This is a genomic window from Altererythrobacter sp. H2, from assembly GCF_035319885.1.
Lineage (GTDB): Bacteria > Pseudomonadota > Alphaproteobacteria > Sphingomonadales > Sphingomonadaceae > 34-65-8.
On the sequence record NZ_CP141285.1, the window covers coordinates 1944129 to 1969677 of the forward strand.

At 59.5% G+C, this 25549-nt stretch carries 25 protein-coding genes; 13 read left to right on the forward strand and 12 right to left on the reverse strand.

The genetic code is table 11. The features are described 5' to 3' along the window. Nucleotides 1-12 precede the first annotated feature (12 nt). Together U4960_RS09765 and U4960_RS09770 are read right to left on the reverse strand one after the other, a co-directional pair. Nucleotides 13-1239 carry an NAD(P)/FAD-dependent oxidoreductase gene (locus U4960_RS09765; RefSeq protein WP_324260457.1) on the reverse strand — a complete coding sequence of 409 codons (1227 nt, stop codon included), beginning with the start codon at nucleotides 1237-1239 and terminating at the stop codon, nucleotides 13-15. Nucleotides 1240-1351: 112 nt separating this feature from the next. After that, nucleotides 1352-2992, reverse strand: coding sequence for a sigma 54-interacting transcriptional regulator (locus U4960_RS09770; RefSeq protein WP_324260458.1), 1641 nt, complete (start codon nucleotides 2990-2992; stop codon nucleotides 1352-1354). 211 nt (nucleotides 2993-3203) lie between these two features. Here U4960_RS09770 and U4960_RS09775 point away from each other — a divergent pair, with 211 nt between their 5' ends. The 8 genes from U4960_RS09775 to U4960_RS09810 all read left to right on the forward strand — a co-directional run bounded on the left by U4960_RS09775 (nucleotide 3204) and on the right by U4960_RS09810 (nucleotide 10233). After that, nucleotides 3204-4550: an SRPBCC family protein gene (locus tag U4960_RS09775; RefSeq protein WP_072673746.1), complete on the forward strand. Its 1347-nt coding sequence runs from the start codon at nucleotides 3204-3206 to the stop codon at nucleotides 4548-4550. After that, nucleotides 4543-5070 carry an aromatic-ring-hydroxylating dioxygenase subunit beta gene (locus U4960_RS09780; RefSeq protein ID WP_324260459.1) on the forward strand — a complete coding sequence of 176 codons (528 nt, stop codon included), beginning with the start codon at nucleotides 4543-4545 and terminating at the stop codon, nucleotides 5068-5070. Before U4960_RS09775 ends, U4960_RS09780 begins: the two co-directional genes overlap by 8 nt. Continuing rightward, entirely contained in the window at nucleotides 4982-6463 is a 1482-nt protein-coding gene (locus U4960_RS09785; protein ID WP_324260460.1) for an aromatic ring-hydroxylating dioxygenase subunit alpha, read from the forward strand. The genes U4960_RS09780 and U4960_RS09785 overlap by 89 nt, the downstream gene beginning before the upstream one ends. A gap of 14 nt (nucleotides 6464-6477) precedes the next feature. Then, entirely contained in the window at nucleotides 6478-7029 is a 552-nt protein-coding gene (locus tag U4960_RS09790; protein WP_072673749.1) for a 3-phenylpropionate/cinnamic acid dioxygenase subunit beta, read from the forward strand. 162 nt (nucleotides 7030-7191) lie between these two features. Next, nucleotides 7192-8265: an alkane 1-monooxygenase gene (locus tag U4960_RS09795; RefSeq protein ID WP_324260461.1), complete on the forward strand. Its 1074-nt coding sequence runs from the start codon at nucleotides 7192-7194 to the stop codon at nucleotides 8263-8265. 130 nt (nucleotides 8266-8395) lie between these two features. Then, nucleotides 8396-9436 carry a 2Fe-2S iron-sulfur cluster-binding protein gene (locus U4960_RS09800; protein ID WP_072673751.1) on the forward strand — a complete coding sequence of 347 codons (1041 nt, stop codon included), beginning with the start codon at nucleotides 8396-8398 and terminating at the stop codon, nucleotides 9434-9436. 120 nt (nucleotides 9437-9556) lie between these two features. Beyond that, entirely contained in the window at nucleotides 9557-9844 is a 288-nt protein-coding gene (locus tag U4960_RS09805) for a DUF1330 domain-containing protein (protein WP_072673752.1), read from the forward strand. A 23-nt stretch (nucleotides 9845-9867) separates the two neighbouring features. Further along, nucleotides 9868-10233 carry a DUF2834 domain-containing protein gene (locus tag U4960_RS09810; protein WP_072673753.1) on the forward strand — a complete coding sequence of 122 codons (366 nt, stop codon included), beginning with the start codon at nucleotides 9868-9870 and terminating at the stop codon, nucleotides 10231-10233. Between the two features lie 80 nt (nucleotides 10234-10313). Here U4960_RS09810 and U4960_RS09815 read toward each other — a convergent pair whose 3' ends face one another. From U4960_RS09815 to U4960_RS09855, 9 genes are read right to left on the reverse strand one after another with little or no spacing between them, the layout of a single operon-like run. After that, on the reverse strand, nucleotides 10314-11309 hold the full coding sequence (locus U4960_RS09815; protein ID WP_324260462.1) for an alpha/beta fold hydrolase: 996 nt from the start codon (nucleotides 11307-11309) through the stop codon (nucleotides 10314-10316). An 8-nt stretch (nucleotides 11310-11317) separates the two neighbouring features. Then, on the reverse strand, nucleotides 11318-12910 hold the full coding sequence (locus U4960_RS09820) for a flavin-containing monooxygenase (protein ID WP_324260463.1): 1593 nt from the start codon (nucleotides 12908-12910) through the stop codon (nucleotides 11318-11320). A 29-nt stretch (nucleotides 12911-12939) separates the two neighbouring features. Continuing rightward, nucleotides 12940-14553: an acyl-CoA synthetase gene (locus tag U4960_RS09825; RefSeq protein ID WP_324260464.1), complete on the reverse strand. Its 1614-nt coding sequence runs from the start codon at nucleotides 14551-14553 to the stop codon at nucleotides 12940-12942. Between the two features lie 59 nt (nucleotides 14554-14612). After that, on the reverse strand, nucleotides 14613-15704 hold the full coding sequence (locus U4960_RS09830) for an acyl-CoA dehydrogenase family protein (RefSeq protein WP_324260465.1): 1092 nt from the start codon (nucleotides 15702-15704) through the stop codon (nucleotides 14613-14615). Then, nucleotides 15704-16924, reverse strand: a complete 1221-nt coding sequence (locus U4960_RS09835) for an acyl-CoA dehydrogenase family protein (protein ID WP_324260466.1) — start codon at nucleotides 16922-16924, stop codon at nucleotides 15704-15706. The genes U4960_RS09830 and U4960_RS09835 overlap by 1 nt, the downstream gene beginning before the upstream one ends. Before the next feature lie 7 nt (nucleotides 16925-16931). Next, entirely contained in the window at nucleotides 16932-17393 is a 462-nt protein-coding gene (locus tag U4960_RS09840; protein ID WP_324260467.1) for a Zn-ribbon domain-containing OB-fold protein, read from the reverse strand. After that, nucleotides 17390-18580 (reverse strand): thiolase C-terminal domain-containing protein, encoded by a 1191-nt coding sequence (locus U4960_RS09845; RefSeq protein WP_324260468.1) that lies wholly within the window; start codon nucleotides 18578-18580, stop codon nucleotides 17390-17392. The genes U4960_RS09840 and U4960_RS09845 overlap by 4 nt, the downstream gene beginning before the upstream one ends. A 24-nt stretch (nucleotides 18581-18604) precedes the next feature. Next, the gene (locus U4960_RS09850) at nucleotides 18605-19747 is read right to left on the reverse strand and encodes an NAD(P)H-dependent flavin oxidoreductase (protein WP_324260469.1); all 1143 of its coding nucleotides are present in this window, start codon (nucleotides 19745-19747) and stop codon (nucleotides 18605-18607) included. A gap of 44 nt (nucleotides 19748-19791) precedes the next feature. Beyond that, nucleotides 19792-20427, reverse strand: coding sequence for a FadR/GntR family transcriptional regulator (locus tag U4960_RS09855; protein ID WP_235588053.1), 636 nt, complete (start codon nucleotides 20425-20427; stop codon nucleotides 19792-19794). Here U4960_RS09855 and U4960_RS09860 point away from each other — a divergent pair. The 5 genes from U4960_RS09860 to U4960_RS09880 all read left to right on the forward strand — a co-directional run bounded on the left by U4960_RS09860 (nucleotide 20344) and on the right by U4960_RS09880 (nucleotide 24710). Further along, nucleotides 20344-20553 carry a hypothetical protein gene (locus U4960_RS09860; RefSeq protein WP_324263175.1) on the forward strand — a complete coding sequence of 70 codons (210 nt, stop codon included), beginning with the start codon at nucleotides 20344-20346 and terminating at the stop codon, nucleotides 20551-20553. The two genes, U4960_RS09855 and U4960_RS09860, sit on opposite strands and share 84 nt — an antisense overlap. A gap of 169 nt (nucleotides 20554-20722) precedes the next feature. Further along, entirely contained in the window at nucleotides 20723-21985 is a 1263-nt protein-coding gene (locus U4960_RS09865; protein WP_324260470.1) for a cytochrome P450, read from the forward strand. 26 nt (nucleotides 21986-22011) lie between these two features. Then, nucleotides 22012-22341, forward strand: a complete 330-nt coding sequence (locus tag U4960_RS09870) for a 2Fe-2S iron-sulfur cluster-binding protein (RefSeq protein ID WP_324260471.1) — start codon at nucleotides 22012-22014, stop codon at nucleotides 22339-22341. A gap of 68 nt (nucleotides 22342-22409) precedes the next feature. After that, nucleotides 22410-23621: an acyl-CoA dehydrogenase family protein gene (locus tag U4960_RS09875; protein ID WP_324260472.1), complete on the forward strand. Its 1212-nt coding sequence runs from the start codon at nucleotides 22410-22412 to the stop codon at nucleotides 23619-23621. An 18-nt stretch (nucleotides 23622-23639) separates the two neighbouring features. Further along, the gene (locus U4960_RS09880; protein ID WP_324260473.1) at nucleotides 23640-24710 is read left to right on the forward strand and encodes an acyl-CoA dehydrogenase family protein; all 1071 of its coding nucleotides are present in this window, start codon (nucleotides 23640-23642) and stop codon (nucleotides 24708-24710) included. A gap of 33 nt (nucleotides 24711-24743) precedes the next feature. On the opposite strand, the gene U4960_RS09885 is transcribed toward U4960_RS09880, so the two are convergent. Continuing rightward, the gene (locus U4960_RS09885) at nucleotides 24744-25514 is read right to left on the reverse strand and encodes an NUDIX hydrolase (RefSeq protein ID WP_324260474.1); all 771 of its coding nucleotides are present in this window, start codon (nucleotides 25512-25514) and stop codon (nucleotides 24744-24746) included. Nucleotides 25515-25549 lie beyond the last annotated feature (35 nt).

Sequence of the window (25549 nt, forward strand, 5' to 3'; positions counted from 1 at the left end):
GCCAACGCACCGTCAGGCAGACTGCTTGAGCAGTTCGCGCAGAGACACGTCCGCATCAGCAAGCCGATCCGCGCTCGCGCTAACCCGCCGTTCGACCAGCCGCTTGCCAATCCCCATATCGGGCGCGCGGTTGACTGTCAGCACGCCGTCAATTGTATCGCCGGACAGAAAGAAAGCGACGAAAGCGTTGCTTTCGATATCGCCGCGAAGGACAACCTCGGCCTGCACCGGAATTTGCCCACAGAACTGGATGTTCAGATCGAACTGGTCGCTCCAGTACCACATCGGTTTGCAGTAATCGACTTCGTGACCAAGCATCGCCAAGGCCGCCGCCTGGGCCTGGTCGGCGGCGTTCTGATAGGTTTCCTGCCGCAAGCGTCCGCCAAAAAAACTGTCCTGCTCGGCCACGTCACCGGCGGCAAACACCGCCGGATTGCTGGTCTGGCATCGACGGTCGACGATGATCCCATTGTTTACAGCCAACCCGGCATCGACCGCCAGCGAGGTTGCCGGAATGATGCCCACCCCAACAACGACGGCATCACAAGGGATGATGGTGCCGTCGTCGATCTCGACCGCGGATACGCGGCCGTCCGCGAACTTGAAACCCGTTACGCCCCGGCTGAAATGGGTCTTGACCCCGCGCTTGCGGTGTTCCTCACCCAGCCACTGACCGAAACGTTTGCCCAGTGCACGTTCCATCGGAGCCGCCAGCGGTTCTACCGCCGTCACATCGCAGCCCAGCTTGATCGCGCTGGCAGCCACTTCGGCCCCGATCACGCCCATGCCAACGATCACCACCCGTGCGCCTGGACGAAGGTCGAGGGCCATTCTGGCGGCATCGTCCTGGGTGCGCAGATAATGCACGTTGGCGCAGTCGGCTCCGGCCAGATTGAGCTTTCGGGCGTGTCCGCCGGTCGCCAGCAAAACCTTGTCGGCGGCGACCAATTGGCCGCCCGAGAGGCGCACGCCGCTCGCAGCTAAATCGATCGCTTCGGCCCGGGTGTTGAGCAGCAAGTCGATCCGGTTGTCGGAGTACCAGCTTTCATCCTGCAGGAAAAAATTGTCCGGCACTTCGGCTGGATTCCACAGGAACTCCTTGGACAGCGGCGGGCGCTCATAGGGCCTCCAGGGTTCTTCACCGATCAGAGTGATCCTACCGTCGAATCCTGCTTGCCGCAGCGTTTCCGCCGCTCGCCCACCTGCTAGATTTGCGCCTACGATTGCAACTGAACGCATTCTAAAGTCTCCCAAATTTCCGGCCCCGCCCTGCCCTTCCTTCCCTCTCGCGAAAATCGCAGGTCATTGCAAATTATCCAATGCGTCGTAGAATCATCAACGCCCGGCTGGTCTAGTCGCAACTTTGCATTTTCTCAACTTTGTAAGAGAGCTGTCGACGCGTCAGTCCCAATTCCCGGGCCGCTTGTGCAACATTGCCGCCAGCAGCATCGATCGCAGACCGTACAATCGCATCTTCTATCGTCGTAAGCGTTGCTCCGTTTTGGCGAAGTAGTCCCACCATGTGAGAAAGCGAGAAGGGCTCTCCGTCTACGGGTTGCTCTTCGGCGACGCGACCGTCGCAGGTCAGCGTAAGACCGCGACGCACATGCACATTATTTGTCCCGATAAAGAGATGACGCAAATCGATGGCCCCGGATTCGTCGGCAAGAAGCACGGCACGCTCGACCATCCGTTCCAACTCCCTGACGTTCCCAGGATAATCATGCAATAACAGCGCATTGATTGAACGTGCTGTGAAGCCTTCTACCGCTCGTCCATGACGCTTTGCATATTTTCGCCGGAAGTGCTCCATCAAACCCGGGATGTCCTCACGCCGCTCTCGCAGCGGCGGAACCCGGATAGGAAGAGTTGAAAGCCGGAAATACAAGTCAGCACGAAAGGTCCCTTCGTCCATCGCAGCCTCGAGATCGACGTTGGATGCCGCGATCAGGCGGACGTTCACCTGGATGGTCCTGGTGTCACCCACACGCTCAAACTCGCCTTCCTGTATGGCCCGGAGGACTTTGCTTTGCGCCAGCGGCGAAAGCATCGAAATTTCGTCGAGAAACAGCGTGCCGCCGTCGGCGAGTTCGAATCGTCCCGGCCGGTCTGCTCCAGCTCCGGTAAAAGCGCCCTTGGCCACGCCGAACAGCTCGGCTTCGATGAGGCCTTCGGGAATGGCCGCACAATTGAGCGCGACAAACGGCGCATCATTGCGAAGGCTCAGCCGGTGCGCCAGCTTGGCAAACACCTCCTTGCCGACACCCGTCTCTCCGAGAAACAACAGGCTGGCATCGGTTCGTGCCGTGCGTTCTATCAGGTTGCGTACTGCGTTGAAGCCTGCCGATACCCCGGCGACGAAATGTTTGTCTTGGTGCCTGGACACTGCCGGATCGAGTGGAACCGCATTGGTTTCGACATCGTCCAGGTTTGGCCACTCGGCTTCAGGCTTGCCATGGAGCAGGCAGGCCCGATGCCCCATTCCCTGGCACTCTATTTCACGCATGATTATGGGCTGACCTGCGAATGTGCTCGCAAAGCCGCTGGCAAAACCGGTTTGCAACCAGCACACCGGATCTGTGTGGACGCCTTCGGTGGCGAGATGAATCCCAGCCTCGATAGAATCGTGTACCAGGAACCGACCTTCAAAATGTCCGTTCTCAGTATCGGTCTCCAGGGTTTCGATTTCTGTCCAGCCAAACCCGGTCACTGCGTGGGCTTGTGGGCCAACTGCGAAGGCATCTAGGAAACTGCTGCCTGGCCGCAAATGTTTTGCTTCAACCGCGCAACGCGCGCCTTCTGCGAAGCCCAGTTCCCAAAACAGCCGACGCGCTTTGACAAGGCCCAGTTGGACGACCAGTTCGTTGCGCAACATGGTCAGCGCGGAATTGCTCAACAATACGCAGCGCTCGCTGTCACGCCAAATGCGTCCTTGCTCAGGCGAAAACCGTAGTCGGCTGGTAAGGTCGGTATAGGCCGGAAGATGCTTCATGCCGAACCATAACAAATATGTGAACCCAGCGCTATATCATCTCCCCAGACTTGACAGATATGTCAATCATGGGGAGGGCGAACAGACGGGTCGTCAGTTACAATGATGAAAACAAACTGATTTTCGAGACTGGCACATTCCGTGCTCGGGAGGTTATAACTCAAGATAGACTGACCAAAAAAACAGCGGCAGCGAGTGAGTGGAGAGAGCAATGGATGTTTCCGACCTGGTCGATACGACGACAGGCCGTCAAAAGCGGACGATCTACTCGAACGAGGAGCTCTACAAGCAAGAGCTTGAACGCATTTTCGGTCGCTGCTGGCTGTTCCTCGTTCACACCAGCCAGATCCCCAAAGCTGGTGACTATTTCCGCACCTTCATGGGCGAGGACGACGTCATCGTCATTCGCCAGAAAGACGGGTCGATCAAGGCCTTCCTCAACAGCTGCACCCACCGCGGGAACCGCATTTGCCGCGCCGATCGCGGCAATGCCAAGGCCTTTACCTGCAATTATCATGGCTGGTCGTTCGCGCCAGACGGGTCGCTCGCCGGGGTTCCGCTGGAAAACGAGGCCTATTTTGGCGAACTGGACCGCAGCAAGCTGGGCCTGGTTCAGGTAACCCATGTTGCCGAATACAAGGGCCTGGTCTTCGGCTGCTTCGATCCAGATGCGCCCTCGCTCGAGGATTACCTTGGCGATGCAAAATTCTTCCTCGATGTCTGGCTGGATGCGATGCCAGGCGGAACTTCGCTTCTCGGCGAAACCCAGAAGATGGAGCTGGGCAGCAACTGGAAGCTGCCGGTTGAGAATGTCTGCGGCGATGGCTACCATCTGGGTTGGGCGCATGCCGGAGCGATGTCGGCCGTCCAGTCGATGGACCTTGCTGGTCTCAGCGTCGGCAATTCGAGTACCAACCTCGAAGGCGGGCTTTCCGTCGCAGGAATGAACGGCCACATGGCGCTGACCTCGCTCGACGGGGTTTCGGGCTACGCCTTCTACCCCGAACCGAAGCCCATGATGGATTATCTGGAGGCCAATCGTCCCACGGCGATCGAGCGGTTGGGCAAGGTGCGCGGCGAACAGCTGTGGGGTTCGCAGATCAACATCACGATTTTCCCCAACCTCCAGTTCCTGCCAGGCCTGAACTGGTTTCGGGTCTATCATCCCAAGGGTCCGGGCAAGCTCGAGCAATGGACCTGGGCGATGGTGGAAAACGACATGCCCGAAGAAATGCAGGCAACGATCCTCGACAATCAGTGCCTAACCTTCGGTCTCGCTGGTCTGTTCGACAATGACGATGGAGACAATCTCGCTGCCTGCACCGAACAGTCGCGTGGCTGGCGGACGGCGCAGATGGACGTGTTCACTAACATGGCGCTCGGCCGTTCTGGGCCGCGCGATGGCTTTCCTGGCGACATCGCAGCCGGATTGGTGAGCGAGCACAACCAGCGCTATTTCTATCGCCGCTGGCAAGAACACATGCAGGCTGAAAGCTGGGCCGAGGTTCCCACCTACAACATTAACTCGCTCTCCGTTGAGGAGCCTGAGAATGCCTGAAATGAACCCTGCCCCGGTCCCGGTAGAGGACATGATCGCTCTGACGCAGCGACTGTATCACGAAGCGCGTCTCCTCGATGCCGAACGCTTCGAGGACTGGCTGGAGCTGCTGTGCGACGATGTTACCTACCGAATGGACCTCAAACGGCGGCGCTTCCGGGCGGATCGGTCGCCGCCGGCGCCAGTCGGCGCTGGCGTTGTTTTTAACGAGAACATCGCGCGCCTTAAACTCAGGATCGATCGCCTGCGCTCGGGATATGCCTGGGCCGAGGATCCGCCCAATTTCGTGCGCCGCGTCATATCGAACGTCGAAATCGAACCTGCGGATGCCGAAAACGAGATGATCGTACACTCGGTAATCGTCATTCATCGCAACCGCATCGACGGCTTGGCGCGTCAATTTACTGCGGGGCGCACCGACCGGTGGCGCCATGGAACGCAGGGCTGGTGCCTCGCTGCGCGTGACATCGCGCTTGACCATACGGTGCTGCCAGACAGCAACATCAACGTGTTTTTCTAGAAGAAATTATCGGGAGAAGAATGACATGCGAATCGAACGGATCGGCCGTGAACCAGATTTTTCGCGTTACATGGACCTCAAGGAAGGCTGGCTCGACCGCCGGATCTTCAGCGATGCCGAGATTTACGAGGAAGAACTGTACCGCATCTTCGCGCGGTCCTGGCTGTTCGTGGCCCACGAAAGCCAGCTGCCCAAGGCAGGCGATTTTCTAACCACCCACATGGGCGAAGACGCCGTGATCGTCGCGCGTCAGCCTGATGGCTCAATCAGGGTCTTCCTGAATTCCTGTCCGCATCGCGGCAACAAGGTGTGCTTTGCCGACGCCGGAAACACCCGCCGGTTTGTCTGCAATTACCACGGCTGGGCCTTTGATACCGGCGGTGAACTGAAAGGCATGCACGAGGAATATTGCTACGACGAAAACGATATCGATCGGAAAAAGAACGGCTTGAAGCAGGTAGCCCGGGTTGCCAGTTACAAGGGGCTGGTTTTTGCGACCTTCGCCGAAGACGGCCCGAGCCTCGATGCCTGGCTGGGCGACTTCCGCTGGTACCTCGACATGCTGCTCGACAACGAAGAAGGCGGCACCGAATTGATCGGCGGCTGCATCAAGTCGGTGATGAACGCCAACTGGAAGTTCGGCGTCGAGAACTTCATCGGCGATGCCTACCATGCTGGCTGGACCCATGATTCCGGCTGCCGTTCGATGAACAACGGTGAGCCCTTCCCGCCGATCGACATGGAAAATTCCTACCATGCCAGCGTTAACGGCCACGGGTGGGAATTCGGCACCGAAGGGGTGGGCGATCTCTTCCTCCTCGGCCGGCCAAAAGTTCTCGAATATTATGAGAAGATCCGCCCCAAGATGGCCCAACGGCTAGGCGAGATGCGCTCGAAGATTTTCGGATCGGTCGCCTCCGCGTCGATTTTCCCCAACGTGTCGTTCCTTCCAGGCATTTCGACCTTCCGTCAGTGGCAGCCCAAGGGACCGATGGAATTCGAACTCAAGACCTGGGTGATCGTCAACAAGGCGATGCCAGATGACATCAAGGATGAAATTACTAAAGGGGTCATGCAGACCTTTGGCCCAGGAGGCACGTTCGAGATGGACGATGGCGAGAACTGGAGTAACTGCACCACAGTCAACCGCGGTGTGGTCACCCGCCACGAACGCCTGCACTACCGTTGCGGCATATCGCGCCAGATCGAGCACGATACCCTGCCGGGCATCGTCTACCGCGGCCAGTACAATGACGCCAACCAGCGCGGCTTCTACCAGCGTTGGCTCGACATGATGCAAGCCGACAAGCTGGAGGCTATGCCAGACCGGCCGGAATCACGCCTTTCCGGCGTTGGCGAGACGCGCAACCTCCCCGGCCTGTTCGCGCTCTGAAAGGGATCATTACTATGACACAGAACGCCACGTTGGAACGCCCCCAGACGGGCCAGAGCGCCTCGCTCGAACTGACGCACGCCTTGACCCAGACGGTCTACCGCGAAGCGCGCATGCTCGACGATGAGAACTATGTCGATTGGGTCAAAATGCTGGCCGACGATTTGCTCTATCATATGCCCGGTATTGAAACACGCTATCGCCGCGACAAGACCGACCAGGTCAACGACCTGACCCGGATGGCCTATTACAACGACAATCTGGAGGAGATCAAAAAACGGCTTACGCGGCTGGAAACCGGAACGGCATGGTCAGAGGATCCGGCCACGCGCTACACGCACATCATCACCAATGTTGAGGTAGAGCTGACTGAAAAGGCCGGAGAATACCGGGTCTATTCCAACTTCTACGCCTATCGCAATCGCAATGAGCGTGAGGAAGATTCACTTATCGGCAACCGTGTCGATATCTGGCGCGAAGCGGGAGCTTCCTTTCAGCTGGTCAAACGGCGGATCATACTCAAGCATAATGTCCTTCTCAGCAAGAACCTGAACATCTTCCTTTAGGGATGCGGCGGCACGAAATGCGGAGCCAGTCGCATTACGTGCCGCTAACCATGCGCTCCTTGGCGCGGGGCATTCCTGCACACGAACAACAATAGAGCTGGCCTGCGGACCGGACGGATCGGAGAGAATAAGGTGGACGCATTACGGTATTATCTTGTGCCGATGATGACTCTGACGGGCATCGCTGGGTTTGTCCTCGGCGGCCCGTTCGTGTGGCTCGGTTTTGGCACCTTCCCTGTTCTGATGCTGCTGGATATTGCCCTTCCCAGTGACAGCAAAATGCGCGCACGCGGCATTTCGTCCGTCGCCGATTTCGCGATCTATCTGCAGCTACCTCTGATGATCGCACTCTATCTGGTTTTCGCCGACTCGGTAAACTCCGGCACAAATTCGATATTGGGTGATGCGGCTTCAGGTTGGCAGATCGCAGGATCGATCGCCAGCCTTGCCTGGCTTTCCGCGGTTCCGACCCTGCCCGTCGCGCACGAGTTGATGCATCGCCGGCACTGGCTCCCGCGCGCGGTCGCAAAGGGGTTGAGCGCCTTCTATGGCGATCCCAATCGCGATATTGCACACATTGTCACCCATCATGTGCATCTCGACACAGCGAAAGATAGTGACACCCCCTTGAGAGGGCAGACCATCTACAGCTTCGTATTTTCAGCCACCTGGGGTTCGTACAAGGACACCTGGGACAAGCAGGCGGAGATCCTTTCGCGTCTGGGTCATTCGAAATGGAGCTGGCGCAATGCGATGTGGTTGCAACTGGTGCTGGTTGGCGCAATTATCGGTGCGATGGTCGTTCTCGCGAGCCCGGTTGCTGGCCTGATGACGGTAGCCGCGATGTTCTTCGCCAAAATGCTGGTTGAAGGCTTCAATTACTTTCAACATTATGGCCTGCTGCGGATCGAGGGAGAGCCGATCGCCAAGCATCACGCATGGAACCATCTTGGCATGATCGTGCGTCCGATCGGGGTCGAGATCACCAATCACATCAACCACCACCTCGACGGGCACACCCCATTCTACGAACTGCGGCCCGAGCCCGAGGCGCCGCAGATGCCGTCGTTGTTTCTGTGTTTCCTGTGCGGACTGGTCCCGCCAGTCTGGAACCGGTTCATCGCCCAGCCGCGCCTCAAAGACTGGGACCAGAGGTTTGCATCACCTGACGAGCGCAAACTTGCACAAGCCGCCAACGCGAGGGCCGGTTGGCCGCAGTGGCTCGCCATCGAATGACACAGTCCACCAACATGACGATGTATCCGTCCGGTCATCTGCATGTTACTCGAGCGTCGTCCCTCCGGGGATGACGCTTCCTTTTTCTTTCATCCCACTTGCCGCAGATCGAACAGAATAGATCGCATTCATGTTTTCCTTCCTGAAAAAACCCAAGCCCAGCAAGGTGACTGTGACCTCCGAAGCGCGGGAGTTGTTTGTCGCCCAAGACAAAACCCTGCTCGAAGCAATGCTCGCCGAGGGCATGGCCATGCCGCACGATTGCAAAGTCGGTTCGTGCGGAACCTGCAAATTCAAGCTTCTGGACGGCAAGATACGGGAATTAAGTCCCTCCGCGCTGGTTCTGGAGCGCGACGAACTGTCGGCTGGATACAGGCTTGCTTGTCAGGCCCTACCTCGCTCGGACTTGACGATTGCACTCGACGCTCCCTTGTTGAGCCAGCAAGCGGTCAAAAACTATCCGGCAACGATTGTCGCAGCCACCCGGCTTTGCCCGGACATCGTAAACCTCATTGTCGAGCTTGACCGACCGCTGTCCTTTACCCCAGGCCAGTACGCCGATCTGAGCCTGACTGGCATCGACGGTCCCCGAAGCTACTCCTTCGCATTCGCACCCAAAAACGGGTCGGCAAAGCAGTTGCAATTCCATGTCCGCCATGTTCCGGGAGGCGCTTTCACCGACTGGTTGTTTGGCGGTGAACGCATCGGAACGCAGCTGGAGGTGGCGGCGCCCTATGGCGCGTTCCACCTCAAGCCAAGCAAGGCGCCAATGCTCTGCATTGCGGGTGGCAGCGGCCTCGCTCCGATCATGGCGATTTTGCAGGAGGCCCATGCGCTTGGCGCCAATCGGCCGGTTATCCTGTTGTATGGTGCCAGGACCAAGGCGCATCTTTATTGCCTTGATGAAATCAGCGCACTCGCCGCCGACTGGAATGCGCCGTTCGAATTTATACCGGTCTTGTCCGAAGAGACACCGGATAGCCCCTGGCAAGGCGCGCGGGGGTTGGTGACGCAGCAGATCGCCGCCATACCGGACAAGGCGCAATGTGAGGCCTATCTCTGCGGTCCGCCCGCGATGGTCGACCACGCCGAAACAGAGTTACTCAGCGCGGGCGTGCCTCGCGATGCGATATCAGCAGATCGTTTCCTCGACCGCAGCAGCGCGCGGTAATGTTTGTATACGTTCCTGCACCTGCCATGCTTCCATGGCCTGCCTGCAACGACAGGTTTCGACCAATACGCCCGCAAAATTTGGCATTCAGCCAAGCACCTTCAACCAGGAAAGAATGACATGGCAGCTTACGTCATCATTGTAACACAAACGGTTTCAGATCCGGCCCTGTTGAACCAGTACAAGGAACAGGCAAGAGAGCATCTTCGGGCGCAGGGCATCTCTTTCACCGCGGGTCCAGTTGTGGCCGAAACGCTGGAAGGAACGGCTCCGCATGGAGCGGTCGTGCTCAAATTCGGAGACCTCAAGCAAGCACAGGACTGGTACAGATCCGACGATTATCAGAAACTTTTGGAAATGCGGCTTTCGGCTACTTCCAGCACGGCGATTATCGTCGAAGGACCCTGAATAAAATAGCAAGAGAAGCCGAAATGAAAAACCTTTTGCCAAGACATGCCCTGTTCGTGGCGGCAGCTGCAATTTCCCTGGTCTGGGTATGGACCAAGGGATTCGGCTGGCCGGCTGAGGGCGGCAATCTGATCAACCTGCCAGGATTCTTCATGGATGCCTACAACAGCGGCAACGCGGCTGCATTTCTGACGATAGGCAACCTATTTGTCTGGGGCGTATTCTTGGTCTGGGTCATCGCCGACGCCAAGCGCATCGGCCTGGGAACCGGTACCGGCGTGACATTTGCCATGCTTTCACTGCTTGGCATGTGTTTCGCCTTCCCGCTCCATCTGGTGCGGCGCGAACGATGGCTTGAACGCCGCAACGGTTTAGCCGACGCACGGTGAGCGGCAGTACTTGTTTTCCGACAAACAATGTCTGGCGAGCACCGCACCTGCGGGAACTCCGGGACAAGATACCACTAGCATCAGCCTGCGAATGGCGGTGCAGTGTGCGTTCCCCAAAGAGCCAGAACAGAGCGCAACGCGGTTACGAATGCCAATGGCTGGTCGAGCATCAGATGGTGTCGCGCCTCAGGAACGGCAATTATCGGAATGTCACCTCCACCCAGTTCGCGAACATATTCGGCTGATTCCGGTGTGAAAAGCAGGCTCAAGCCGCCGTGTACGATAGCCTTTCGGCCCGGTGCCTGCACCAGGCGCTCGCCCATGGTGAGCCATTCGTCGGGCTTGTTGCTCCTCCGAAAGACCTCGGTCGAGAACTTCCAAGTCCACTCGTCTCCATCCTGCCGCAGGGAGTGATAGGCCATGTAGTCCAGCAGGAATGGCTCGCCGACCGGCTGGGGCGGGGAAAGGATGTACCGCCCGCGCGCCGCTTCATAGCTGGAATAGCGCTTGCTGGGCCTGTCCGGATCGCCAGAACCTGGGCTTGATCGCCTGAGGTTCCAGTACTCGTTCAGGAGAGCAGGACGCATGATCATGAGATCGCAAACCACCACTCCGGCAAAGGTCCCGGGCGATTGGGTCACGGCTGTCAGGGCCGCTCCCGATCCGAAGCTGTGCGCGATAATCGTCGGCTTTTGGCCATCGGCAAACATATTCAGCGCCTCGGCAATCTCGCGAAACTCGCCCCCTCTTGCCAAGAGGTCGGCGCGCCCGCGCATCTCGCTGTCGCCCATGCCGGCCAGATCGAACGCCACCACGTCGTAGTCTTCGGCAAGAAACGGTGCAATGAAGGCGAAGCAGCGCGCATGGGCGAGAAAGCCATGGGTCATAAGCACCTTGGGCTTGCCAGGGTCACCCCAGCGAAAATAGTGCGCCTTGGCCCCATCGATTTCCACATAACCCTCTTCGCGCGGCACCTTGAGGGCCGACACGAACCATTCGGGCAGATGCGAACCGTCACCAGCCCAGAGAGGATCGATGTCGGCCGGAAAATCCTCTATTCTCACCATCTCGTTCATCAGGTTACTCAGTCCTTGTTCGCTGGTGTGCTGGCGGTGAAGCCTCGGTAGGCATCGAGCGCCACTTGGTCGCAAATCGCGGCATAGGCCGACACGCTTGGGAAATTGATGAGCTGACGTTTCTTGCCCGGGATGTTCGCGCCCATGTACCAGGAGTCCGCTTCGGGAAAGAGCGTCATCGCGCCAGCTTGGGCGACCATTTCGGTCCAGCCCGCCTCGGCTTGCGGTTCAGCGTCGAAAAGGTCGAAACCGTTGCTTCGCAGCCAGACCATGAAGTCGCAGATCCAGTCGCCCTGCATTTCCGCGCTTGTCGGCCCGTTGGAAAAGCCCGAGGGGCTGAGGGGGCCGTGAGTGAACAACATATTGGGGAAACCCGATACCGCCATTCCTAGATAGGCGCGCAAGCCGTCTTGCCAGGCTTGCGAAAGTGATTGGCCGCCTCTGCCGGTGATGTTCATGTCGATCAACCCGCCCCGCCCGGCGTCGAAGCCGGTGGCAAAAACGATGAGATCGCATTCGACCTCGCCGTCTTCGGTCGTGATTGCGTACGGCCCGACACGGGTGATCGGGTTCGCCTTCAGATCAACCAGCGCAACATTGTCCTGCGCGAAAATCTCGTAATATCCCTGTTCGAGCGAAGGGCGCTTCGTGCCGAACGGATGTGGCGGTTCGGATGGGGCGAGTTTCTCGGCCAGATCGGGATCGGCGATCCTCGCGCGAACCTTGTCGCGCCAGAAATCGTAGGCGTAACGGTTGGCTTCACGATTGGTAAGAATGTCGGCGAAATTGTGATACCAGAACCTCAATCCGCCCCGCTGCCACAGATCTTCGAAGTGTGCATTGCGCTCTTCTTCGCTGACTTCGAGCGCCGACACCTCAAGCGACTGGCATTCAAACCCAGCACTCGTCTGCCGACGCTGTTCGAAACAGGCGGGATAGCCATGCTTTTCGCGCTCCTGAGCTTCCCTCGTCAGCGGCTCCTGACGCATCGGCAGGGCCAGGATCGGGGTTCTTTGGAACAGGGTCAGCGCCTCCGCACGTTTGGCTGCTTCCTGGGCGACCTGCACTCCACTCGCTCCGGTTCCGATCAGGGCAACTTTGCGCCCATCCAGATCAATACCCTCCTGCGGCCAGCGCGCCGTGTGGCACCATTCGCCCTCGAAAACCTCAATGCCCGGAATGTCGGGGATATATGGCTTCGACGCGAAACCGAGGGCTGGGAGCAGGAAGCGCGTCTTTATGGTTTCACCGCCCTCAAGCTGTAGAGTCCATAGTCCCGGCCCTGTTTCAAAATCGGCGCTTTCGACCCTCGAGCCCATCCGCATCAGCGGCCAAAGGTTCAGCGTATCGCAGACATGGCGGAAATAGGCCCTGAGTTCTGCCCAGCCTGGAAAGCGCTCACTCCAGGTCCATGGCCGCCACACTTCGGGGATCGAGAATTCATATAGCGGAATCTGCGAATCCACGCGTGCGCCGGGATAGCAATTCCAGTGCCAGATGCCGCCCGGATCGGCCGCCGCATCGACCAGCAGCACGTTGAACCCGGCGTCACGCAACTTGTGGAGCAGGTAGATCCCGCTGAAGCCGGCACCGACGATCACCGCGTCGTAATCGGGCGAAGTCTGGGTCGTCATGATGCGGCAGTCAGGCTCTCGGCAATTGCCTTCGCCGTTGCGTAGTCGGCCTTGCCGTTCGATGCGCGCAGGGGTGTATCCGTTGGATATATGGCCTTCGGCGTCTTGTATCCTGCCAACTGCCCCCGCACATGATCCTTGACGGCTTGCTCGTCGAACGGAGCGTCGCCGCTGAGGTGGACAACAGCGGTGACGGCTTGGCCCCATTTCTCGTTCGGCACGCCCACGACCAGCGCGTCACCAATGGCGGGATGGGTCTTGAGAATCTCCTCGACTTCCTCGGGGTAAACTTTCTCGCCAGCAGTGTTGATGCAAACGCTGCCACGGCCCAGCAAGGTCAGGCTGCCATCGGCCTCGACCGTGCACCAGTCGCCCGGAATCGAATAGCGGACCCCATCGATTGTGCGGAACGTCTTGGCGGATTTCTCGGGATCCTTGTAATAACCTGCGGGAATCGCACCCATGAGAGCGATAAATCCCGGTACGCCGCTTCCCGGCGTCACTTTCTGGTCGTTTTCGTCAAAGACATCGCAGAATTCGCCAATCGCAAATTTCGCGGTGTTGGTGCCCCCTTGCGCGGTTGTGATGGAGCGGCCGAAGCCGAGCCCTTCGGAAGCGCCGAAGCTGTCCATCAGCACCACCTGGGGGATATGCTTGCACAGCCCAGCCTTGACTTCCTTGCTCCACATCACGCCGGATGAAACGATGGTAACGAGGCTGCTGGTATCCCAGCGGCCGGGATTCTCGTCCAGCGCTTGCAGCATCGGCTTGGCAAATGCATCGCCCACAATTGCGATGCTTTGCACCTTGTGCTTATCGACTGTTTCCCACAATTCCGTCGCATCGAAGGACGGGTCTGCAAGTGTAACGATGGCGCCGCCCGACATAAGTGTGCCGATCGCGGTGATGAAGCCGGTCCCGTGCATCATCGGGCAGGAGGGCAGAGTGCGGTTGCCGGGCCCTTGACTTGTGATCAGCGCGACGTGCTCTTCGAGTGTCTTAGGAACGGGGGCGAGCAGCTTCTGGGCCTCGAGCTGTGCTTTGCGCATTTGGTCGTGATGCCACATCACGCCCTTGGGCATGCCGGTCGTGCCGCCGGTATAGATGAAGAGCTGATCTTCGGGTGAGCGCACGATGCCGAGCGCCGATCCGTCGCCTTCTTGCGCGAGTGTCTCGTAAGGGATCGCAAAAGGCGCGATTTGCGACGCCTCGCCAATTTCCACGAAGGTGTGAACCTTCCCGAGCCGATCCTTGAGCTCGACGATACAGTCGCGGAATTCCGAGCTGTAGACGATCACTTCGCTGTCGGAATCGTCGAAGATGTAGAAGACCTCCTCGGCGACATAGCGGTAATTGATGTTCACATGGATCAGGCGCCCCTTGAAGCAGGCTGCCATCAACTCGCCGTATTCGGGTCGGTTGCGCATATAGAAGGCAACCTTGGCCCCATTGCCGGCTCCGCGTTGACGCAGCGCGCGGGCGACATTGTTCGAACGCGCGGACAATTCGGGCCAGGTAATGATCCGGTCACCGTGGATCAGGGCCGGCGCATCCTTTGGCATGGCAGGCTCGAAAGCGTCGAGAATGTCGCCGAGATTCCAGTCGGTCACATCAGTTCTCCTCTCCGAACGGGCGGCTGCTTTAGCGCGCGCGTCTCCCGGTAGAAACATCAAGCAGCCTTGGCCCAGCCCTGAAGTGCCGCAGCCTCTGCCCGTACCGCTTCTGGCCCACCCAGGACCTGCCGGTCGAATCCGATCCGTTTGAACCAGTAGTGCAGGCCAAGCAGGTCGGTGAATCCCATTCCGCCATGCACTTCGGTGGAAGTGCGTGCGACAAATCGATGGACCTCGGCCGTGTGCGATTTGACATGGCAGGCAACCAGCGATGCCTCATTCGGCACCGCGTCGAAGGCGTGGGCGGCGTACCAGACGAGCGAACGGCACGGTTCATGCCGCGCGGCCATCTCGGCGCACATATGCTTTACGGCCTGGAAGCTGCCGATCAGGCGGCCGAACTGTTCGCGCTGGCCAGCATAATCGACAGCCTTTTCGATCATGGCCTGACCAGCGCCAAGACTGTCGGCGGCGAGGATAACACGACCCGCAGCGCGCAACCGGGCCGTTGCAACTCCGCCATCGTCAGCCAATGGTTCCGCCGCGGTTCCATCAAAACGCAATTCCCCGACGCTGCGGGTGCGATCGATGGTAGTCAACGCGATAGCCTCCAGGCCCGACGCCTTGGCACCGACAAGGTGCAGCCTGCCACCGGAATCGGCGACGATGTAGGCATCGGCTCCTTCGAAATCGAGCGCGAACAGGGCGGTGCCGTTGAGCTTCCCGGCGGCAGAGGTAACCCCCGCGCCGTCGCGCGCCTCGACCGTCTCGGAAATCGCGATACCGATACGCGCCTCTCCACTCGCGATCTTTGGCAGCCAGTGGGCCTTTTGCTCCTCGTTGCCCGCATCGCGCAAGGCGATCGGTGCGAGAACCTGACTGGCGAGAAACGGCACCGGGGCGACCGCATAGCCAAGCTGTTCCGCCACCACCGCCGCGTCGAGCAGGGTCATGCCGAGCCCGCCATGCTCTTCGGGGACCAGCATTCCGGCAACGCCCAGATCGTTGAGGGCCCGCAGCACCTGGTCGCTCAACGGATTGTCCCGCTCCGCACATTCGCGGACGTGACTGAGCGGGCTGGTATCGGCAAGGCACCGCGAAACCGCGTCACGCAACATTTGCTGGTCCTGCGAAAGTCCAAAGTCCATCAGACTGCTCCCTGCTTCTGACGCGCCATGTCCGCGGTTTTCGGCTCACGTGGCATTTCAAGGCCGCGTTCGGCGATGATGTTCTTCTGGATCTGAGCGGTCCCACCGCCGATGATGAGACCGAGCTGGAACATATAGTTCCATTGCCAAGCCCCGCCGTCCCGCTCACGCGGACTGTTGTGATAGAGAATGCCCAGTTCGCCCATGGCGTCGATTGCCAGCGCGGATATCTGGTGAGCGAGTTCACAGCTTTGCAACTTGACGATCATTTTCGCCATGCCACCCGGCTCGCCCCTAAGGCTGTTCGAAAGGATCCGCATCCCATTGTATTTCATCGCCGCCACTTCGGCCTGAAGTGCCACCAACCGGTCGCGCAGTACCGGATTGTCGATCGCGCGACCCTGACCCAAACGCTCTTCCTGCATCAGTGCGATCAGCGCCTGCAGCCGGTTTTCGAGCGCGTCGGGATCGCCCAGCATTCCGCGCTCATGGCCAAGGGTTGCATTCGCGACGAACCAGCCCTGGCCCCGCTGGCCGACGATCTGGTGCATCGGGACCCGCACATCGGTGAAGAACGTCTCGTTGAACTCGGCGTGACCGGTCATCGTCTTCAAGGGGCGAACCTCGATGCCCGGCGTGTCCATCGAAAAGATCAGGTAGGAAATGCCGCCATGCTTGGGTGCGTCAGGCTCGGTCCTGACCAGGCAAAAGATCATGTCTGCCTGCTTGGCGGTGCTGGTCCAGATCTTCTGGCCATTGATAACAAACTCGCCGTTTTCGATGTGCGCGCTGGTCTTGAGGTTGGCGAGGTCCGACCCGGCACCGGGTTCGGAATAGCCCTGGCACCAGACAATATCGCCTTTCAACGTGGGTTCGATCCAGCGCCGTTTCTGTTCCTCGGTGCCGAGTTCGAGCAGGGTCGGCACGAACATCGAGATTCCCTGGTTAGCAAGCCCGCCCGCCACCCTGGCCCGCGCAAATTCCTCTGCGATGATGCGCGATTGGAGAATGTCCGGCTCGGCTCCATAGCCGCCATACTCCCGCGGGATCGTTCGCGCGGTATACCCATGCTCGATCAACAGCCTCTGCCATTCGACCGCCTCGGGCGAAGGGCGGGCCGCCCGGTCAGAAGAAGGCGGAGCGAGATGGCTATGCGCTTCGATGAAAGCCCGCACTTGCTTGCGGAAGACATCGTATTCGGGCCCGTAATCAAGATCCATGGTGCTTCTAACTTTCACGCAGGCGAAAAACAGGAAGGCGGAAGTCCTCACCGATAAGTTCGAACTCCACTTCCACCGGAAGATCGAGCGCCAGGCGCTCGTGATCGCAACCAATCAGGCGCGTGGCCATGCGCACGCCCTCTTCCAATTCCACCACCGCCGCCACGAAGGGAATTTCGGCGGCAAAAGCCGGGTGGAGGGCCTGGTGGGTAACGGTCCAGGAAAACAGTGTGCCCTTGCCGCTGCTGCGTCCCCAGGAAAACTCCGGCGAGCCGCACTTTGCGCACATATAGCGCGGCAGGTGGCGGAAGCAGCCGCAACCACTGCAGCGCTGGAAATAGAGATTGCCGTCCTGGCACCGCTTCCAGAATTCCTGCTCAACCGGGTCTTGCGGGCGAGGTCGCGGTTTGGGTGGTACATCCTGCGCGGAGGGCCGCATTTTGGGGGGCAGATCGCTCTCGCTGCTCATGCAAACCTCCTGAGAATGGCAATGCTTCCGTCGCCGAGGTCACCCCAGCCGGTCACCAGGCCGGTCTGGGCTCCTAGCACCTGGCGCTCGCCGCAGTCGTGACGAAGCTGGCGCACTGCCTCGACCACGTGGTTGAGTCCCCAGACATGCGCCTCGCTGAGCAAACCGCCATGGGTGTTGATCGGATAGCGGCCACCCAGCTCAATCTGGCCATTGGCTACGAATTCGGCCTGTGCACCCGGTTCGCAATAGCCCATCGCTTCCAGTTGCAGCAAAACGACATAGGTAAAGCAGTCGTAGATCTGCAGGAAATCCATGTCCTCGCGCTTGACGCCTGCCATATCGAAAGCGCGCGGGGCGGCATAGCTGAGGCCGATCTTGAAGGGATCGGGCCGCGAAGGGATGTCGTCGGCGGGATAGGGGTGGCCTTCTGCGGCACCGGCGATGCTCACAGGCACATGCGGCATATCCTTGGCCCGATCCATTCGCGATATGACTACCGCGCAAGCCCCATCGGTTTCAAGGCAGCAATCGTAAAGGCGGAAGGGCTCGGATATCCAGCGCGCCGAATGATAGGTTTCCGCGTCGAGTTCGCGCCCATAGGTAAAGGCCTGCGGATTCAACTGCGCATGACGACGGCAGGCTAGCGCTACCGCTGCCATCGCATCCGCGCCCACGCCGTAAAGCTTCGAGTTACGGGTCGCCAGCCAAGCATACATCTGCACCGGCAGGAACACACCATAGGGGATGTAATAGCCCTGGATGGTATTGGTCAGCGTGTTCATGTTCATCGCCCGAGTGGGCGGGGCACCCGGCTTGGGCCTGAGGGCCGAATAGCCGTTCCAACCGAGCGTCACCAGCACGTGATCGCAAAGCCCGCTGGCGATCGCCATTGCCGCGTTCTGCAGCGCCGTCGTCGGGCTGGCGCCGCCCATGTGAACGGTGGCCGCATAGCGCAGCACATCAATGCCGAGATTGGCGGCCATTTCCTCCGAGGTCGTATAGATCGGCGGCGGCACCATGCCGTCGATGTCGGAAGGTTTCAGCCCGGCATCTGCGATTGCGCGGCGCGAGGCTTCCAGCATCATGTCCACCGCGGTCCGTTCGGTGCCCTTGACGAATGCGGTTTCGCCCACACCGGTTATGGCCGCCTTGTCGGCAAAGGATAAGGTCTGCGAAGCGTTCATACAGCGTACCCGTGTTGCCGCAATTCAGGAATAGAATCTGGCATCGGCCAGCGCCCTTTCGGCCCCATCGACAAGATCGCGCATGACCTCTGCCGCCGGACGGATCGAATGGATCAATCCAATTCCCTGCCCCGCGAAGCCGGGCATGATATCCTTGCGCTGAGCCTTTATGCCCGAAGCCATGACCGGCCCTGAAATCATCGACTGGTAAGGCATGGGAAGCGGCTCCTTGCCCGCCGCAACCCAGGCATCGGCCCATTTGTTGCGGATCATCCGCGCAGGCTTGCCGGTCAACGAACGGCTAACGACGGTATCTGCATCGCCGCCGTCGGTTATTGCTTCCTTCTGGAACCGTTCAATCCCTGCCTCTTCGGTTGCTAGGAACGCCGTTCCGACCCACGCGCCCAGAGCGCCAAGCATCATCGCTGCGGCGACTCCGCGGCCATCGGAGATTCCACCTGCTCCGATCACGGGAACCCGATCGCCCACCGCGTCGACTACCTGCGGAATCAGCGAGAAGGTTCCGATCGGGGAGTTGTGCCCGCCGCCATCGTGGCCCTGCGCCACAATCATGTCGATGCCGGAATCGACCACCTGCTGGGCGTGCTTGACCTTGCCGATCACCGCCATGACCCTGGTGCCATTGGAATGAAGGCGGTCCATCCACGGTCCGGGATTGCCGAGGCCGGCGGCATAGACTGGCACCTTTTCCTCGATTACCACTTCCATCTGCGCCTCGAAAAACTCCCGTGTGAACAGCTGCGGACCGCCCTTGCCCATTTCCGGCGCGCCAGCCGCGCGCATGGCCATTGCGGCATCCACTTCGGGCAGATCCTCGCGTTCCATGAAATCGCGGGTGAACTGCTGATATTCGCCAAGCAGTGCCATCGGGTTTTCGGGCGAGGCGCCGCTCTGCGGTGCCGAACCGCGCCTGACGGAGGCAGGCAGAAGGGTGTCGACCCCAAATGGCTGATCGGTCAGTTCGCGGGTCTGGCGGATCCAGCTGCGCAACTGGTCTGGCGAGCAGGCCGCAGCGCCAAGAACGCCAAGTCCCCCGGCATTCGATACTGCGGCCGCGAGCGCGGGGACACTCGCCCCGCCCATTCCGGCCAGAAGGATCGGGTATTCGATCCCGAGAATTTCGCATATGCGGCTCTTGAGTGCCATCGTAATACCCTCTCCATCCAGCGCCACCCACCGGCGCCCGTTTTTTACGTCTGTCCCCACCTGACCTTCTGGGACACAAGCTCAGGGCTTCTCTGTGCGAGATAGGAGGCGGAGCCCGCCACGAGACGCGCCATAGCCTGCCGCGCTCCTTCGGCATCGCCTTTGCGCACAGCTTCAAGGACGCGGCGCAAGAAACGCAACTGGACCGCACGCTCTTGGGCCGAATACCCCAGCGAGAGCGAGAATTCGCGGGTAAGCATGTGCAACGCGGAAGTCAGAAGGCCGAAAAGCGGATTGCCGCTGGCCCAGCCGAGCATATCGTGAAAACGGCGATTCAGTTCCTCGAACTGGCTGCTCGCTTCGTTTCGCTCCAGCTCTTTGAGGCAATCGGCAAGTGCGCTCAAATCACCCGTGGTCGCGCGCTGGGCGGCATAGGCTGCAACATCCGCCGCAATCGCTTCGCGCAATTCGAGCAAGCCCCTCAAGTCCGCCTCCATGAAATGCAGGATCAGCGAGAGGCTGTTTGCGAAATCGCCAGTCTGCGGGCGGGCGACCACCGGCCCGCCACCGCGACCTAGTTGAAGATGGATAACGCCTTGGAGTTCAAGGAAGCGAAGCGCTTCGCGCAAGGTCGCTCGGGCGACATCGTATCGCGCAAGCATTTCGTCCTCGCGCGCCAACCTGTCGCCCGCAACATGCGCCCCGGCTTCGATATCGCGTACGATGTCCTGCGCAAGCGTGAGCGCACGCTTGGCCTTCCTCGAATCATCGACCTTCGGTTGCATCTCTGGGAATCGCTCCTCTGATAAAACCTTATAAGAGTTTATCGGATGACATGTCCAGCATCAGTCTATGAAGTTTGCAGTGCGGGCAAATGTCGCAACAATCCTTATAAGCTTTATTGACCACACCCTGCGAAACATCTACCTGTTTGAAAGTGAGGCGAGCCTGCTTGCCTGTGATGGAGGACGAGACATGAGCTTCGACACGATGGAGCTGGATACTGCCGGAAAAGTTGCAGCCATTCCGATCGACGAAATTGATGTCGCACGGCCGAGTCTTTTTCAGCAGGACACGATCGGCCTGTATTTCGACCGGCTGCGCAAGGAGGAGCCGGTCCACTATTGCCGCGAAAGCTATGTTGGGCCTTACTGGTCGATCACCAAGTTCGACGACATCATGGCTGTCGACACCAACCACAAAGTCTTTTCGTCGGAGGCAAAGCTCGGCGGTATCGCCATTCAGGACATGCATTCGGTGGAAGGCGCGCTCGAACTTGAAATGTTCATCGCCATGGATCCTCCAAAGCACGACCAGCAACGCAAGGCCGTCACCCCCGCTGTAGCGCCGTCCAACTTGCTGTTGCTCGAACCGACAATCCGCGAACGAGCGTGTCAGATTCTCGATGATTTGCCGATAGGCGAGGAATTCGATTGGGTTGACAAGGTCTCGGTTGAATTGACCACGATGACCCTTGCCACCCTATTCGACTTCCCGTGGGAAGAACGCCGCAAGCTCACGCGCTGGTCCGATGTCACCACCGCCGCTCCTGAAACCGGCATTGTCGAATCGTACGAAGCGAGGCGTGAAGAACTCATCGAGTGCGCGATGTATTTCAAAGGCCTGTGGGAGCAGCGCATCAACGAAGAACCGAAGAACGATCTGATTTCCATAATGGCGCATTCCCCGGCGACACGGGATATGCCCTTCCTCGAATTTCTGGGTAACCTGCTGCTGCTGATCGTGGGCGGCAACGACACCACACGCAATTCAATCAGCGGCGGGGTGCTGGCGCTCAATCAGAACCCCGACGAATATCGCAAACTGAATGACGACCCATCGTTGATCACCAGCATGGTGCCGGAAATCATCCGCTGGCAGACGCCGCTGACTCACATGCGCCGCACTGCGCTGCAGGACTGGGAGATTGGCGGCAAGCAGATCAAGAAGGGCGACAAAGTCGTGATGTGGTACCTGTCGGGCAACCGCGACGACACGGTTATCGACCAGGCCGACCGCTTCATCATTGACCGCAAGAATCCGCGCCATCACCTGTCATTCGGTTATGGCATCCACCGCTGCATGGGCAACAGGCTTGCAGAACTGCAACTACGGATCATCTGGGAAGAGATTCACAGGCGGTTCGCCAAGGTCGAAGTGACCGGCGAACCCGAGCGCCTTTTCTCAAACCTTGTGCGCGGGATCACCAAGCTGCCGGTGCGGCTGTACGCGCGCTGATTTGCTGAAGCAGACATACGGAGTTTATGATGGTCAAAGTGACGTTCGTATCCAGCGATGGAACGCGGCGGGAAGTCGAAACGGCTGAGGGCGAAACCGCGCGCGAGGCGGCGCTCTTCAACGATGTACCGGGCATCGACGGCGATTGCGGCGGTGTCTGCGCCTGTGCGACCTGCCATGTCCATGTCGATCCGGGCTGGATCGACAGGGTTGGTCGTCTGAAGGAAGGCGAAGCGGAGGCCGAACTCCTGCAGTTTGCAGAAGGGGCCAACGAATACAGTCGCCTCGCCTGCCAGATACCCATCGAGGCTGGAGTGGAAGGTTTGGTTTTGCACGTTCCCGAGCAGCAATACTGACCAGCCAGAGCGCGGCCTTATCATTCGTCTGGGGCACCACGAATTCAGTTTTTTGAACGGAGGTTTCCGTGCCAACTCATCTAGAATCCGATGTCCAGGCGAGCGAAGACGCATTTCGCACCGAAGTGCACCACTTCCTCGCCGCCCATTTCCCTGACGAACTCAGGGGCACGGGCAATATGCTGGCCGGGCTCGACGGTCCGACCAACGAGACCCCTGTGCAGAAGAAATGGCGCGAAGCCGTGGGCGAGCGTGGCTGGGGTACACCGACCTGGCCCAAGGAATATGGCGGCGGCGGACTGACCAAAGGCCAGGCCAGGCTCATCGAGCACGAGTTCGCCAAGGTCGGTGCCTACAATCCGATCGGCGGAATGGGTGTGATGATGTTCGGCCCGACCCTGCTCGAATACGGCGATGAAAAGCAGAAGCTGGAGCATATCCCGCCAATCTGCCGTGGCGAAATTCGCTGGTGTCAGGGTTACTCGGAACCGAATGCCGGATCAGACCTCGCGAACCTGCAGACCTTCGCCGTCGACAAGGGCGATCACTACCTCGTTAACGGCCAGAAGACCTGGACCAGCGGTGGCCAGTGGGCGGACAAGTGCTTTGCCATCGTCCGCACCGACCGGTCAGACAAGCACAAGGGCATCAGCTTCATGCTGATCGACATGGATGCACCGGGCGTTGAAGTCCGCCCGATCACCATGATCAGCGGAACGAGTCCGTTCTGCGAGACCTTCTTCACCGATGTAAAGGTGCCGAAGGAAAATCTCGTGGGCAGGGAAGGCCAAGGCTGGACTATCGGCAAACGCCTCCTTCAGCACGAGCGCACGAACATCTCAGGCGGCGGGCGCCTTGCCGGCATGATGGGCCAGAGCCTTGCCGATGTCGCCAAGAAATACTGCGAAACCGGCGGTGATGGCGCGCTCGTCAACAAGGTCCTGCGCGACAAGATCGCCGATTTCGAGATCCGATGGAACAGCTTCCTGCTCACCGCGCGTCGTGCGGTCGAGGAAAGCAAAGCGCAAGGCGGCGTTTCAGAGATCAGCTCGGTGCTGAAAAAGGTCGGCACCAAGTTGGCCCAGGAACGCAGCGAGTTGCTGATCGAAATCCGTGGCCTTCAGGGCCTCGGCTGGGAAGGCGACGAATTTGGCGATGACGAACTCGAGGATGTGCGCGGCTGGCTCTTCGGCAAGGCAGCGACGATTTATGGCGGTTCGACCGAAGTCCAGAACAACATCATTGCCAAGCGGGTGCTCGGCATGCTCGACCACCAGTAAGCGAGGGGAGCAAGGACAATGGCAGTTCTCAGCGAAGAACAGGAAATGCTGCGCGACATGGCGCGAGACTGGGCGACCAAGGAAAGCCCGGTATCCGAATTCCGCAAAGTCCGTGCAGCAGGCCAACCGCAGGCCTACAACTCCAGCGCCTATGCCGCGATGACCGAAATGGGTTGGGCCGGGATCATCATTCCCGAGGCTCATGGTGGATCGGATTTCGGCTTCATGTCGGCCGGCCTCGTGGTCGAGGAACTCGGCAAAACGCTGACCGCAAGTCCGTTGGTGGCCACAACTATCGCGGCTAGTGCAATCCTGCTGGGCGGAAGCGACGAGCAGAAGGCCAAATGGCTACCCAGGCTTGCCAGCGGCGAAACCGTGGCAACGCTGGCTGTCGACGAAGGCGCGCATTGCGATCCCTCGGCAATCGAGACAAGCGTTGCGGGCGGCAAGTTGACCGGCAAAAAGGCATTCGTTCACGAAGCGCATGGCGCGAACCTCTTCGTTGTCGCAGCCAAAGACGGCCTTTACCTGGTCGAGAAGGGCGATGGCGTTTCACTGACCACGCGCAAGCTCACCGACCAGCGCAGCCACGCCGATGTCTCTTTCGCTGGCGCTGCCGCCGAGAAGCTCGAGGGCGGAAGCGACAGTCTGCTTGACGACGTGCTCGACCGGGCGCGCGTACTTTCGGCGGCCGAAATGCTCGGCATGGCGCAAGCCGTGTTCGACACGACCCTCGACTATCTGAAGCAGCGCGTACAATTTAATCAGGTGCTCGCCACCTTCCAGGCGCTGCAGCACCGCATGGCGGACCTGTTCGCCGACCTTGCGCAGATGCGCTCCGCAGTCGAGGCGGGATTACAGGCAGTCGACAGCGGCTTTGGTATCGCGCGTGCAGCGACCATCGCCAAGGCCGAGGCAAATCGCGTTCTGCACGCGATCAGTAATCAGGGTATCCAGCTGCATGGCGGCATCGGGATGACCGATGAATTCAATGTCGGCTTCTACCTCAAGCGTGCTCGCGTGCTCGAGGCGAGTTGGGGGTCGTCGAGCTACCTCAAGGACCGTTTTGCGCAGCTATCCGGCTACTGACGACAAAGTTTCCTCGCCGCTGGCAGCTTGCTCTCAGCCCATGATTTCGTGGGCTGGGCCGTATCCGGCATCAGCTGGGATCGTAAGGACGTTTTTGCCGTCTCTCTGAATGATTTCCGGCAGAACCGTTACGATATCGCGGGCTTCAGCCTGCGCCACGCAGTCCGCTGCGCTTGCGGCTTTGGCCAGCAATTGCAGGTTCAAGCGCGTAGGAAAGATAATGGTTCGCTCGCCAGTTGCTTCCATTTCCAATGCCTTATGCGGCGAAAGCCATTCCGCATCGACGGTTTCGTATCCATCGCATGCGGCAATCTGGCGTTCGGGCGCGCGAACAACGAAGAAATGGGTGTCGAAGCGCTTGGGCATGAAGGTGGGCGTTATCCACCTTGCGAATATGCTGAGCTGATCGAGGCGCAAGTGCACACCGGCCTCGCGAACGACGTCAAGAAATTCACGCTCGCCTCGCTCCACCGCTTTGCGGCTTTCAAGATCACATGTATCTTCAAACGCGCCGCCGTCACGATGATCAGCCAGCAAGATCCCGGCTTCCTCGTACGCTTCGCGGATCGCGGCGATCCGCAAAGTGCGCTGTGTAGCGTCGAAAGTGCCCCAGCCCCTGCAATGATCGGCCCATTCAACAATTTCATCCCCGGACGAAGGCTTTCCTCCGGGAAATACCAGCGCGCCGGAGGCAAAGTCGATCTGGTGATGGCGTTTGACCATCAGAACCTGAAACTCCGGCGCGTCGCGAAGCAAGAGCATGGTGGCCGCGGGGACCGGATCGACGGGCTGCTGTATGGTCATCGGTTTCTCCAGTAGTCTTGGCTCAGACCCATACG

Coding starts and splice junctions, on each gene's coding strand:
- U4960_RS09885 (WP_324260474.1), bottom strand. CDS start 25,514: ATGACCATACAGCAGCCCGTCGATCCGGTCCCCGCGGCCACCATGCTC.
- U4960_RS09770 (WP_324260458.1), bottom strand. CDS start 2,992: ATGAAGCATCTTCCGGCCTATACCGACCTTACCAGCCGACTACGGTTT.
- U4960_RS09850 (WP_324260469.1), bottom strand. CDS start 19,747: ATGGCACTCAAGAGCCGCATATGCGAAATTCTCGGGATCGAATACCCG.
- U4960_RS09815 (WP_324260462.1), bottom strand. CDS start 11,309: ATGAACGAGATGGTGAGAATAGAGGATTTTCCGGCCGACATCGATCCT.
- U4960_RS09790 (WP_072673749.1), top strand. CDS start 6,478: ATGACACAGAACGCCACGTTGGAACGCCCCCAGACGGGCCAGAGCGCC.
- U4960_RS09870 (WP_324260471.1), top strand. CDS start 22,012: ATGATGGTCAAAGTGACGTTCGTATCCAGCGATGGAACGCGGCGGGAA.
- U4960_RS09785 (WP_324260460.1), top strand. CDS start 4,982: ATGGAACGCAGGGCTGGTGCCTCGCTGCGCGTGACATCGCGCTTGACC.
- U4960_RS09810 (WP_072673753.1), top strand. CDS start 9,868: ATGAAAAACCTTTTGCCAAGACATGCCCTGTTCGTGGCGGCAGCTGCA.
- U4960_RS09800 (WP_072673751.1), top strand. CDS start 8,396: ATGTTTTCCTTCCTGAAAAAACCCAAGCCCAGCAAGGTGACTGTGACC.
- U4960_RS09780 (WP_324260459.1), top strand. CDS start 4,543: ATGCCTGAAATGAACCCTGCCCCGGTCCCGGTAGAGGACATGATCGCT.
- U4960_RS09835 (WP_324260466.1), bottom strand. CDS start 16,924: ATGGATCTTGATTACGGGCCCGAATACGATGTCTTCCGCAAGCAAGTG.
- U4960_RS09795 (WP_324260461.1), top strand. CDS start 7,192: ATGATGACTCTGACGGGCATCGCTGGGTTTGTCCTCGGCGGCCCGTTC.
- U4960_RS09775 (WP_072673746.1), top strand. CDS start 3,204: ATGGATGTTTCCGACCTGGTCGATACGACGACAGGCCGTCAAAAGCGG.
- U4960_RS09880 (WP_324260473.1), top strand. CDS start 23,640: ATGGCAGTTCTCAGCGAAGAACAGGAAATGCTGCGCGACATGGCGCGA.
- U4960_RS09840 (WP_324260467.1), bottom strand. CDS start 17,393: ATGAGCAGCGAGAGCGATCTGCCCCCCAAAATGCGGCCCTCCGCGCAG.
- U4960_RS09765 (WP_324260457.1), bottom strand. CDS start 1,239: ATGCGTTCAGTTGCAATCGTAGGCGCAAATCTAGCAGGTGGGCGAGCG.
- U4960_RS09865 (WP_324260470.1), top strand. CDS start 20,723: ATGAGCTTCGACACGATGGAGCTGGATACTGCCGGAAAAGTTGCAGCC.
- U4960_RS09805 (WP_072673752.1), top strand. CDS start 9,557: ATGGCAGCTTACGTCATCATTGTAACACAAACGGTTTCAGATCCGGCC.
- U4960_RS09830 (WP_324260465.1), bottom strand. CDS start 15,704: ATGGACTTTGGACTTTCGCAGGACCAGCAAATGTTGCGTGACGCGGTT.
- U4960_RS09845 (WP_324260468.1), bottom strand. CDS start 18,580: ATGAACGCTTCGCAGACCTTATCCTTTGCCGACAAGGCGGCCATAACC.